Raw genomic sequence first — 11,375 nt, 5'->3', positions numbered from 1 at the left:
CGCAGCGACCGACCGGCGGGAGTGAAGACCCGGGGTTAATAGGGCCCCACCCTCGCGGCGGAGCCGCTCCAAAATTACAGCCCCACCCTTCGCGAACGGGTTGTTCCAAGCTCACCTCTTCGCGGAGGGGTTGCTCCCAACTCACCCCTTCGCGAACGGGTTCTCCAACCCCCCCTCGCGGAGGGGTCGCTCCAAGATTTCAGTGCCCGCCCGCGGAGCCTGTGGTGCTCTTGGAGAGTTCCGATTCCAGCCGGGCGGTGTCGAGGCCCGCGTCGACGGGGACCTGGACCTCGACCGTGCCGCTTTCTTTGAAGTTGAACGTGAAGTCGTAGGTGAGGCCGGGGATTATGTTCTTGGTCAGGCCGGTGACCTCGATGCGGGCGTGTTCGGTGCTGCCGCCTTCGGTTTGGATGGTTTCGCCGGTGGTGTGGGTTTCGGCGCCGGCGGCGGGGGTGGAGACCACGACGGTTTCCGAGGGCGAGATCTGGAGTTTGTCGCCCTGGGCGGGGGTGATCTTCACGGTGCCGATATCGGTGGTGACGCCGGTCAGTTCGTCGGTGACGGTTTCGCCGGTGTTCACGATCGACAGCGACAGGGCCGCCTGGCCGCCCGTGGTGTTGGCGGGGGACCCGTTCCCGGGGTAGACGATGTGGACGTTGCGCAGGGCGATGGCGCCGATATCGGCGGTGTTGCCGTTGATGGCGGCGACCTGGTCGGCGGTCTGCGAGACCTGGCCGGCACTGCAACCGGACAGGGCGAGCGCCGCACCGGCGGCGAGCGCGGCGACCGTCACCAGGCGGCGCCGACGCCGAGTCGGGGAGACCGGGTTCGCGGCAGTCGCGGCATTCAGTGCAGTCACGGGTTGTCCTCCATGTCCGAGTGGGCGCACTCCAACTAGGCACTGTAGTAGTCGGTTCGGGAAGTGGGGTGCACCGGGCGGTGTCAGGGGGGATTGCGCGCAGTTTCCTATGTGATTTGTCGCACGTCGCGGTGGGTGTGGGCATATATCGGGGGTTCACGGGGGCGTACCGGCGGATCCGGTCTTCCCGGGGTCCGGTGAGAGGGGTTGTGACAGGCCGGGCGGGGGAGGCGTTGACCGGTAACGATTCGGCTTCCACGGCCGGGTTTCCGGCCCGTCCGGGGCGGAGTCGCGGGGGTGTCGTGCGGGGGGTGTCCCGACACCCGTTCGGGCACAACGTAATGCACACCCATCTGGTCCTGTCAAGTGCCAGTACCTGGTCGTTGTGGCCCTGACCTGCGCAGTTGATCGCGCCGTTATCGAGTCGCGTGTTAAACTGTGAACATCGAAAGGGGCACGGGACACATGATTTTTAAGGTCGGAGATACCGTCGTTTATCCCCATCATGGGGCGGCTTTGATCGAAGCTATCGAGACCCGCACCATCAAGGGTGAGCAGAAAGAGTATCTGGTCCTGAAGGTCGCACAGGGTGACCTCACTGTTCGGGTTCCCGCGGAAAACGCGGAATATGTCGGCGTACGCGATGTCGTAGGACAGGAAGGCCTCGATCGGGTCTTTCAGGTTCTGCGCGCACCGCACACCGAGGAACCCACGAATTGGTCCCGTCGTTACAAGGCCAACTTGGAGAAACTCGCCTCCGGCGATGTGAACAAGGTGGCCGAGGTCGTCCGCGACCTGTGGCGCCGGGAACAGGATCGTGGCCTGTCCGCGGGCGAGAAGCGGATGCTGGCCAAGGCTCGGCAGATCCTCGTCGGTGAGCTCGCGCTCGCCGAGGGGACCGATGACGGCAAGGCCGAGACGCTGCTCGACGAGGTCCTCGCCGCGGCGTCCTGACCGTGCGTGAATCGGATGGTGCCGGCCGTACCGCCGGTGCCGTCACCGCGTTGGTTCCTGCCGCCGGCCGTGGTGAACGTTTGGGTGCGAATGAACCCAAGGCGTTCGTCGCGGTCGGCGGCACACCTATGCTCGGGCTGGCTGTGAAAGGCCTGCTGGCCGCCGCGGTAGTCGACGAGATCATTGTGATGGTGCCCGCCACTCTCGTCGACCGCGCCGCGGCCCTGCTACCGCCCCAGGCCCCCGTGCGGATCGTGGTCGGCGGCGCGGAGCGCACCGATTCGGTGCGTGCCGGACTGGCGGCAGCCGATGCCGCCACCGGGTTCTTCCTGGTCCACGATGCCGCGCGGGCGCTCACCCCGCCCGGCCTGATCGCTCGGGTGGTCACCGAACTGCGGGCCGGGCATCCGGCCGTGGTCCCCGCCCTGCCCGTGGTCGACACCGTGAAATCCGTGGACTCGGCCGGAGTCGTCACCGGGACGCCCGACCGATCCGGTCTCCGTGCCGTACAGACCCCGCAGGGCTTCGCCGCCGATGTGCTGCGCAGCGCCTACACCCATCCCGAAGCCGCGACCGACGACGCCGGACTCGTCGAACGACTCGGGGTCGCCGTACGCACCATTGCCGGCGATCCCTTGGCTTTCAAGATCACCACTCCGCTGGACCTGCGCCTCGCCGACGCCGTCCTGCACGGTAGCCCGGTGGTGAGCCCGTGCTGAACGTACGTGTCGGGATCGGCACCGATGTGCACCCGATCGAACCGGGCCGCCCCTGCTGGATGGCGGGCCTGCTTTTCGACGGTGAGGACGGCTGCGCCGGTCATTCCGACGGCGATGTCGCCGCGCACGCGCTGTGTGATGCCCTGTTGTCCGCGGCCGCCATGGGCGACGTGGGTTCGGTCTTCGGCACCGGCCGGCCGGAATGGGCGGGCGTTTCCGGCGCCGCCATGCTGAAAGAGGTCCGGCGGCTGCTCGAAGAGGCCGGCTACACGGTGGTCAACGCCGCGGTCCAGGTCATCGGCAACCGGCCGCGTATCGGTCCGCGCCGGGCCGAGGCCCAGCGGGTGCTGGGCGATCTGCTGGACGCGCCGGTATCGGTATCCGGTACCACCAGCGACGGCCTGGGCCTCACCGGCCGCGGCGAGGGTATCGCCGCCGTGGCCACCGCGCTGCTGCACTGTCCGGAGCGGCCGAGCACGCCCGGAGCCGGTAGCGAGATCTGACCGGTACGAACCACCGGATGGCGCGAGGCCGCGTAATCGGGTGAACCGGGTTCGAAGGTGATCGGCGAGCCCCGGCCCGGCCGAATGCCGCAAACTCGGCCCGCCCCGCTACCCTGCCCATATCCCCCCTGCACAACATCCGAGTGCACTCCATACACGAAACTAGGATCGACTGCCGTGACGCTGCGCCTGTTCGACACCGAGAAACGGACCCTGCGTGATTTCACGCCGCTGGTACCCGGCCATGCCTCGGTGTACCTGTGTGGCGCGACTGTGCAGGGTCAGCCACATATCGGTCATGTCCGCAGTGGCGTGGCATTCGATATTCTGCGCCGCTGGCTCACCGCGAACGGTTTCGACGTCGCGTTCATCCGCAATGTCACCGATATCGAGGACAAGATCCTGGCCAAGGCGGCCGCGGCCGGACGGCCCTGGTGGGAGTGGGCCGCGACCCATGAGCGCGCCTTCGACCGGGCATACCGGCAGCTCGGCGTCCTGCCGCCGTCGGCGGAACCGCGGGCAACCGGCCATATCACCCAGATGGCCGACCTCATGCAGCGGTTGATCGATCGGGGCCATGCGTATGCCTCCGAGGGCAATGTCTATTTCGATGTCCGCAGTTATCCGGAATACGGGCAGCTCTCCGGTCACCGGCTCGACGATGTGCATCAGGGCGAGAGCGCGGGGATCGGCAAACGCGATCCCCGCGATTTCACGCTGTGGAAGGCGGCGAAACCGGGCGAGCCCACCTGGCCGTCGCCCTGGGGTCCGGGCCGGCCGGGCTGGCATCTGGAATGCTCGGCCATGGCCGAGTTCTATCTCGGATCCGAATTCGATATCCACTGCGGTGGAATGGATCTGGTGTTCCCTCATCACGAGAACGAAATCGCGCAGTCCAAGGCCGCGGGACACGGATTCGCCCAGTACTGGTTGCACAACGGCTGGGTCACCATGGGCGGCGAGAAGATGTCGAAATCGCTCGGCAATGTGCTGTCCATTCCGAACGTGCTGAAATCCGTGCGCGCCGTGGAATTGCGTTTCTATCTGGGTAGTGCGCACTACCGGTCGATGCTGGAGTATTCCGACAAGGCGCTCGCCGATGCCGCCCAGTCGTATCAGCGGATCGAAGCCTTCGTGAACCGGGTCGCCGAACGTGGTGGCGATATTCCGATGGGGAAGTGGACCGACGGATTCGCCGCCGCTCTCGACGACGATCTCGGAGTCCCCAAGGCGCTGGCCGAAATCCACCACGGTGTGCACGAGGGCAACCGGGCGCTGGACGCCGGTGTCATCGATACCGCCCGTGAACATGCCGGTCAGGTCCGCGCGATGCTCGATGTGCTGGGTGTGGACCCGCTGGACCCGCACTGGCACGCCGGCGCCGATCATTCCGCCGCCGATGCCGCCCTCGAGGTGCTCGTCGCCGCGGAGCTGGAACGCCGCCAGCAGGCCCGGGCCGCGAAGGACTGGGCCAGCGCCGATGCCGTCCGCGACCGGCTGGCGGCGGCCGGTATCGAAGTCACCGACACCCCCGGCGGCGCGGAATGGTCGCTGGGCGCACCTACCCCCGGAAAGGCGGGCTGATGGCCGGCAACTCACAACGTCGAGGTGCGATCCGCAAGGGCGGCACCAAGAAGGGGCAGGTGGTCGGATCCGGCGGGCAGCGGCGGCGTGGATTGGAAGGCCGCGGTCCGACACCGCCCGCCGAAGCGCGCACCAAACATCCGGCCGCCAAGCGCTCCGCGGCGAAAGCCAAAGCGGCGCAGAACAAACCTGCTCCGCGTGGTGGCCGTCCGGCCGGTCGGCACGGTGACGACGGCCCGGAGCTGGTGCTGGGCCGCAACCCGGTGATCGAATGCCTGCGCGCGGGCGTACCCGCCACAGCCCTGTACGTGGCGGTCGGCACCGAGAACGACGAACGCCTCACCGAGAGTGTGCGGATCGCCGCCGATACCGGCATCTCCATCCTCGAGGTGCCGCGTACCGACCTCGACCGGATGAGCGCCAACGGCCTGCATCAGGGTATGGCGTTGCAGGTACCGCCCTATCGCTACGCGCATCCGGACGATCTGCTCACCCGGGCCCTGGAATCTCCGGAACCGGCGCTGCTGGTCGCGCTGGACAATATCTCCGACCCGCGCAACCTGGGCGCGGTCGTGCGCTCGGTGGCGGCGTTCGGCGGTCACGGCGTGGTGATCCCGCAGCGACGCAGCGCCAGCGTCACCGCGGTCGCCTGGCGGACCAGCGCCGGCGCCGCGGCCCGGCTACCGGTCGCGCGGGCGACGAATCTCACTCGCACGCTGAAGGATTGGGCTGCCCGCGGCGTGCAGGTGATCGGCCTGGACGCCGGAGGCGACACCTCGCTCGACGATTTCGACGGCACCACCGCCACCGTGATCGTCGTGGGCTCCGAGGGTAAGGGCCTGTCCAGGCTCGTACGCGAGAACTGCGACGCCATCCTCAGCATCCCGATGGCGGGTCCGGTGGAATCCCTCAACGCCTCGGTCGCGGCGGGCGTGGTCCTCGCCGAAACCGCCAGACAGCGCCGCGCCTGAACGACCCGCCCGAGCTTTCACGACGCCAATCACCTCATGGCACCGTAGAATTCGACGTGTGGTGATACCCAACGCGCCCATCGACAAGCCGGTCGAGCACCCGCACGCGACGGCGGTGCTCTTCCTCGGTGCGCTCAGCGTGCTGTGTTGTGGGCTGGCCGGCCCGGTGGCCTGGGCGCTGGGTAAGCGGGCCCTCGATCAGATCGAGGAGTCCGGAGGGGCGTACGGGGGGCACACCCAGGTCGTGGTCGGATTCACCCTCGGCGTCATCGGCACGATTCTCATGATCGTGCTGGCGGTGCTGTTCCTGCTCGTCTGGTTCAGCGGCGGCTGATCCTGCCGCTCAATCCAGGCTCTGCTGGCCCGCCCACTTCGTGCGGGCCCAGGTCGGCCATTCCTCGCTGATCGAACCCGACCAGGTGGGCTGGCGGCGTTCCCGGAAAGCCGCCATCGCCTCGCCGGCGTCGTGTCCATCGGCGATATGTTCGTTCAGATCGCCCTCCAGCTGACCCACGACGTTCGGCTCCAGCCCGACCCCCTCCCAGAGCAGCCGCTTCGACAGCGCGGCGCTCAGCGGTGCGGAACCGTTGGCGATATCGTGCGCGACCGCCATCGCGGTGGGTAGTACCTCGGCCGCGGGCAGGCAGGCGTTGGCCAGCCCCATCGCCTTGGCCTCGTCCCCGTCGAAGGTGCGGCCGGTGAGCAGGATATCGGCGGCATTGGCCAGCCCCGCCAGCCGCGGCAGCGTCCAGTGCACATACCCGTCCGCGAGCACCCCGCGCCGCACCTGACTGAGCGCGTACACCGCGTCATCGGCCACATACCGCAGGTCGCATTGCAGCGCCAGCGCCAGCCCGGCCCCCACCGCATGCCCGTTGACCGCCGCGATCACCGGCTTACGCACCAGGAACGGCGGCGGATCGATACTCGCGCTCACCTCGCCCACCCGATCGGAGAGGTCGGCACCGGCGCAGAAGGCCGGCGGCGTCCCCGTGATCACCACGACCCGGATGGCGTCCTCGGCGTCACACCGCTTCAACGCCGCCCCCAGCGCCTCCGTCATGGCCGGGTTGAAAGCGTTCTGCTTCGCCGGCCGGTTCAGCGTGAGGACGGCGATGCCCGCTGAGACATCGACGAGCAATTCCGAACTCATGGGGTGAGTTTATGGCGCGGCATATTCGCGCGGGGTTCGGGAGGTGATTTCGGAGCCGCTCCGCCGCTCGAGGCTTCGGGCGCCGAACCCTTTTCAGGGCCGCGTAGAACTCGGCTCCGAGCGACTGCGGGAGACGATCTGGATCCGAACCCAGCTGGCCAGAGGTGTGCGGAAGACAGGACGGAAGCTCTCTCCCGAGCCCGGTGAGATCGACACATGACCCGGACAACCACCCCACATCCGCATGGGGTCGGCCCGCGAAACGACCCACACTCCGAGCGCCGAGTCCAGCGAGGCCCACAAAGGTTGCGGGCCGTCCCGTGTTTCCGGCCTCGAAGCAAGGCGGCGCAGCCGCGAGTCTCGAGGCCGGAAACACGGGACCAAGAGGCCCGCAACCCGCGGCGCCGAAGGCGCCGCAATTACCTCAGCAGTTTGCGGGAGATGGCGTATTTGTGGACTTCGGTGGGGCCGTCGTAGAGGCGGAAGGGGCGCATATCGCGGAAGATCATCTCGACGACCGTTTCGTCGCTGACGCCGATGCCGCCGAGGACCTGGACGCAGCGGTCGGCGACCTTGAACAGTTCCTCGGAGACGAACGATTTCGCCATCGAGCTCTCGTGGCGGGCCTTTTCGCCCTGGTCCATGAGCCAACAGGCGTGCCAGATGGTGAGGCGGCACTGGTGCAGGGCGATCTCGTTGTCGGCGATCATGAAGGACACGCCCTGGTGTTCGCCGAGGGTTTTGCCGAAGGCGGTGCGGGTTTTGGCGTGGTCGATGGCGATGCTCTGGGCGCGTTCGGCGGCGCCGAGCCAGCGCATGCAGTGGGTGAGGCGGGCGGGGGCGAGCCGGAGCTGCGCATAGCGCAGGGCCTGGCCGGCCTCGCCGAGCAGTGCGGACTGCGGCAGTGTCAGCTTGTCGAAGCGGACGACGCAGTGTCCGGCGACATAGTTGCGGTCCATGGTGTTCATGGTGCGTTCGATGACGATGCCGGGCTGATCACCGTCGGTGAGGAACAGGGTGGGGCCCGACGGCAGGTGCGGGTTGTCTTCGAGCTTGGCCATGATGATCCAGGTCTTGGCGCCGTTGGCTCCGGTGATGAGCCATTTGCGGCCTTCGATGGTGAAGTTCTCGCCGTCGAAGGTGGCGGTGGTGGCGAGCTGGCCGGGGTCGGAGCCGGCGCCGTCGGGTTCGGTCATCGCGAATACCGAGCGCTGGTGGCCGTCGATGACGGGCTGGAGGTAGCGCTCGGTCTGGTCCGCGTCGGCGATCTTGGAGAGCAGGAACATATTGCCCTCGTCGGGTGCGGCGCAGTTCATGGCGACCGGGCCCAGCGTGGACCAGCCCGCGGCCTCGTAGAGGACGGCCTGTTCGATATGGGTGAGCCCGCGGCCGCCGAGGGCGGTGGGGGCCTGGATGGTCAGCAGTTTCTCGGCGCGGGCGAGTTCGACGAGTTCCTGGCGGAGTTCGTCGGTGGGGCCGTGCGCGGTGAGCCGGGGGTCGCGCTCGTAGGGGACGATCTTCTCGGCGACGAAGCGGCGGACCCGGTCACGTTCGGTGGCGAGGTCGGCGGGAATCGTGAAGTCGATCATCTGTGGTCACCTTCGTTCCGGGAGCGTTGGATCGAGCATACGAAACCCGCGCTCCCGGACTGAAGGCAGCTGCCCTCAAGGCGTATGTGGCGCTACCGGACCCGTGCGACCTGACGTTGCCGGGCGCCGATCACCCGGCAGACCAGGTAGATCACGAACGAGATCGTGGTCACGAAGGTGGAGACCGGGGCGCCCGGGGCCAGTGACAGCAGGATTCCGCCGACGGCCGAGATCTCCGCGAAGATCACCGCGAGCAGAGTGGCCCGCATCGGATCGGCGGTGAGCTGGGCCGCCGCGGCGGCCGGAGTGATGAGCAGGGCCAGCACCAGCAGTGCGCCCACGATCTGCACACCGAACGCCGCGGTGATGCCCAGCATCACCGCGAACAGGATGGACAGCGCGCGCACCGGGACACCGCGCGCGACCGCCACCTCGGGGTCGGTGCTGGCGAACAGCAGCGGACGGTAGACGACGGCCAGCACCGCCAGCACCGCCGCGGTGCAGGTGGCCAGCAGGGTCAGGCCGCCGAATCCGACGCTCACGACCTGGCCGGTGAGCAGGGAGAATTTGGAGCCGGCTCGTTCGGGGCCGAGCCACAGGAACAGCACCGAGAGACCGAGGCCGAAGGAGAGCACCACCGCGATCACCGAATCGCGTTCCCGGGCGCGTGTGCCCAGGATGCCGAAGAGCACCGCCGCGACCACCGAGCCGGCGATCGCGCCGAGCCCGACGCCCGCGCCGACCAGAAGCGCCGCGGCCGCGCCCGTCAGCGAAAGCTCGCTGGTGCCGTGTACCGCGAACGACATCTGGCGGCTGATGATCAGCGGGCCGATCACCCCGGCCAGCAGGCCCAGCAGCGCCGCGGCGACAACCGCCTGCTGGACGAAGTCGTAGCCGAGGAGATGGACGGTGGTCCCGAGGTCGAAGATCTCGCCCAGTACGTCGGAGAGCTGGTTCATCCGCGCGCCTGTTCGGTCCGGCGCACCGGTTCGGCCTCGGCCGGCCGGTGCGGGGTGCCGGGATCGCCGTGGCAGTGGGCGCCCGCGGTGCCGAGGGCGTCCATGGTGTCGCCCGTGCCGACCACCACCAGCCGGCCCCGGACCCGCAGCACATCGACGTCGGTCTGATAGAGCTCCGACAACACCGCCGAGGTCATGACCTGATCGGGCGTGCCGATCCGGAACTTCCCGTCCACGAGGTAGAGCACCCGGTCCACCAGCGGCAGGATCGGGTTGATCTCGTGGGTCACGAACAGGACCGCGGTCCCGTGCTCGCGGCGGCGCGCGTCGATGAGCCCCGATACCAGCTGCTGGCTGGCGAGATCGAGGCTGAGCAGCGGCTCGTCGCACAGCAGGACCGACGGGTCGCCGATCAGCGCCTGCGCCACCCGCAACCGTTGCTGCTCACCGCCGGACATGCTCTCCAGCGGCGCCTTCGCGAAGGCTTGGGCGCCGACATCGGCGATGGCCGCGGACACCTTGCGGCGGCGTTCGGCCCGCCCGCGCAGACCGAGCCCCCAGCGGTGCCCGTCGACACCGAGACCTACCAGGTCGGTACCGCGCAACTGCACACCGGCGTCGATCGTGCGCTGCTGCGGGATGTAGCCGATATCGGGGTGGCCGGCACGCGGAGCGGCCCCGGCCACGCGGGCACTGCCCGAGGACAGCGCGAGCTGGCCCAGCAGCACCCGCAGCAGCGATGTCTTCCCCGACCCGTTCGGCCCGAGCACCGCGATGAACTCACCCCGGGCGACGCTCAGGTCCAGCTCCCGCCACAGCGTCCGCTCACCGAAGGCCAGCGTGGCCGCGTCGAGCCGGACGGCGGGCGTCACGGCCGGGACGAGCGCGGAGTTCACGGTGGCACCGTTGCGGCCCGCCGATCCGTTCGGGCGGACCGCCCCGTCGGCCACGGGCGCGGCACGGTCCGCAGGCGAGGTATCGCTCATTGCATCCATCCGTTCGTCGCGGTCCGATCAGCCGAGGGCCTCGGCCAGGGCCTGGGCGTTCTGGGTCTGCCACGTCACGAAATCGAGCCCCGCCGGCAGTGTCTCCGTCACCTCGACCACCGGAATCCCGGCGGTCTCCGCCGCCGCGCGCAGGTCCTGACTCACCTTGTCCTCGGTCTGGACGTTGTACACCAGCACCCGGACCTGCTTCCCGGTGATCAGATCGCGAGTCGCGGCGACCGCCGCGGGCGCCGGATCGGTTTCCTGCTCGATCGCTTCCTGGTAGTCGCGCGGCGTCCGATCGACGGTACCCGCGTCCTGCAGCAGGAAGTACGCCAGCGGTTCCGTCTGCAATACCGTGGCGCCGGGCCGTTCGGCCGCGATCCGGTCCGTCTGCGCGCTCACCTGAGTGAGACGGCCGGTGAACTGGGCGGCGCGATCCGTGTAGGCCTGCGCGTGCTCCGGATCGATCTCCGCGAGCGCCGACCCGATCTGCCCCGCCACCGCCGCCACGGTCTCCATGTCGTACCAGACATGCTCGTTGGAATCGTCCCGGATCTCCGCGTCCCGCGACTCGACGGCCTCCACCGTCCGCTTACCCCGCCCGTCGATGGCCTTGCTGATGAACTCGTCGTAGTGCCCGCCGTTGAAGACCACCAGATCCGCGTCGCTGAGCTGGGCAGATTCCGCCGCCGAAGTCTCATGCGAATGCGGGTCGGCCGCCGGATCGGAGATGATCGCGGAGACATCGGCATCGGGCCCCGCCACCGCCCCCGCGATATCGGCCCACACATTGGTCGAGGCCACCACCGCCGGCTTCCCGGAATCATCCCCCGCACCCCCACACGCGGTGAGCACCGCGGCAGCCGCCACCCCCACCGAGACGAACAGCGCACTACGAACGAACTTAATGGGCACGGGACTACCTACCAGAGTTAATGGAAATCGTTTCCGTTTTACTTTAGCAGTGTTGATTGGCGCCGACTTCGTCGGCGCGGGTTGCGGGCCCCGAGGTCCCGTGTTTCAGCGCCCGAGACTGGCGGCTGCGCCAGATCCGAAGAGCGGCGGGTAGGGCAAGAGAGGGTTATAAGTCGTGTA

Annotated in this window: 12 protein-coding genes; 6 read left to right on the top strand and 6 right to left on the bottom strand. The window is 68.4% G+C overall.

Annotation, left to right across the window (positions count from 1 at the left end; all coding sequences use genetic code 11):
* Nucleotides 1–199: 199 nt before the first annotated feature.
* Nucleotides 200–859, bottom strand: a complete 660-nt coding sequence (locus tag ACWDU1_RS21590; RefSeq protein WP_450000947.1) for a hypothetical protein — start codon at nucleotides 857–859, stop codon at nucleotides 200–202.
* Nucleotides 860–1,324: 465 nt separating this feature from the next.
* Between ACWDU1_RS21590 and carD the strand changes: the two genes are divergently transcribed.
* From carD to ACWDU1_RS21560, 6 genes are all read left to right on the top strand, one after another.
* The gene (gene carD / locus ACWDU1_RS21585) at nucleotides 1,325–1,813 is read left to right on the top strand and encodes an RNA polymerase-binding transcription factor CarD (RefSeq protein WP_011206964.1); all 489 of its coding nucleotides are present in this window, start codon (nucleotides 1,325–1,327) and stop codon (nucleotides 1,811–1,813) included.
* Between the two features lie 2 nt (nucleotides 1,814–1,815).
* Nucleotides 1,816–2,532, top strand: a complete 717-nt coding sequence (ispD, locus tag ACWDU1_RS21580) for a 2-C-methyl-D-erythritol 4-phosphate cytidylyltransferase (protein WP_450000945.1) — start codon at nucleotides 1,816–1,818, stop codon at nucleotides 2,530–2,532.
* Nucleotides 2,529–3,035 (top strand): 2-C-methyl-D-erythritol 2,4-cyclodiphosphate synthase, encoded by a 507-nt coding sequence (ispF, locus tag ACWDU1_RS21575; protein WP_450000949.1) that lies wholly within the window; start codon nucleotides 2,529–2,531, stop codon nucleotides 3,033–3,035. The genes ispD and ispF overlap by 4 nt, the downstream gene beginning before the upstream one ends.
* 177 nt (nucleotides 3,036–3,212) lie before the next feature.
* Nucleotides 3,213–4,619, top strand: coding sequence for a cysteine--tRNA ligase (gene cysS / locus ACWDU1_RS21570; protein WP_450000944.1), 1,407 nt, complete (start codon nucleotides 3,213–3,215; stop codon nucleotides 4,617–4,619).
* Nucleotides 4,619–5,590 (top strand): 23S rRNA (guanosine(2251)-2'-O)-methyltransferase RlmB, encoded by a 972-nt coding sequence (gene rlmB, locus ACWDU1_RS21565; protein ID WP_450000942.1) that lies wholly within the window; start codon nucleotides 4,619–4,621, stop codon nucleotides 5,588–5,590. The genes cysS and rlmB overlap by 1 nt, the downstream gene beginning before the upstream one ends.
* A 58-nt stretch (nucleotides 5,591–5,648) precedes the next feature.
* Nucleotides 5,649–5,924: a DUF4190 domain-containing protein gene (locus ACWDU1_RS21560; RefSeq protein ID WP_450000940.1), complete on the top strand. Its 276-nt coding sequence runs from the start codon at nucleotides 5,649–5,651 to the stop codon at nucleotides 5,922–5,924.
* 9 nt (nucleotides 5,925–5,933) lie between these two features.
* On the opposite strand, the gene ACWDU1_RS21555 is transcribed toward ACWDU1_RS21560, so the two are convergent.
* The 5 genes from ACWDU1_RS21555 to ACWDU1_RS21535 form a co-directional block, all read right to left on the bottom strand.
* Nucleotides 5,934–6,743: an enoyl-CoA hydratase/isomerase family protein gene (locus ACWDU1_RS21555; RefSeq protein WP_450000938.1), complete on the bottom strand. Its 810-nt coding sequence runs from the start codon at nucleotides 6,741–6,743 to the stop codon at nucleotides 5,934–5,936.
* Nucleotides 6,744–7,162: 419 nt separating this feature from the next.
* Complete coding sequence (locus tag ACWDU1_RS21550; protein ID WP_450000937.1) at nucleotides 7,163–8,332, bottom strand: acyl-CoA dehydrogenase family protein; 1,170 nt, start codon at nucleotides 8,330–8,332, stop codon at nucleotides 7,163–7,165.
* Between the two features lie 92 nt (nucleotides 8,333–8,424).
* Complete coding sequence (locus ACWDU1_RS21545) at nucleotides 8,425–9,291, bottom strand: metal ABC transporter permease (protein WP_450000936.1); 867 nt, start codon at nucleotides 9,289–9,291, stop codon at nucleotides 8,425–8,427.
* Nucleotides 9,288–10,277 (bottom strand): metal ABC transporter ATP-binding protein, encoded by a 990-nt coding sequence (locus tag ACWDU1_RS21540; protein ID WP_450000934.1) that lies wholly within the window; start codon nucleotides 10,275–10,277, stop codon nucleotides 9,288–9,290. The genes ACWDU1_RS21545 and ACWDU1_RS21540 overlap by 4 nt, the downstream gene beginning before the upstream one ends.
* A 27-nt stretch (nucleotides 10,278–10,304) precedes the next feature.
* Complete coding sequence (locus ACWDU1_RS21535; protein ID WP_450000932.1) at nucleotides 10,305–11,195, bottom strand: metal ABC transporter solute-binding protein, Zn/Mn family; 891 nt, start codon at nucleotides 11,193–11,195, stop codon at nucleotides 10,305–10,307.
* Nucleotides 11,196–11,375 lie beyond the last annotated feature (180 nt).

The organism is Nocardia sp. NPDC003345 (genome assembly GCF_053589395.1).
The sequence above is the reverse complement of the archived record's forward strand: the minus strand, read 5'-3'. Positions and strand labels throughout refer to the sequence as shown.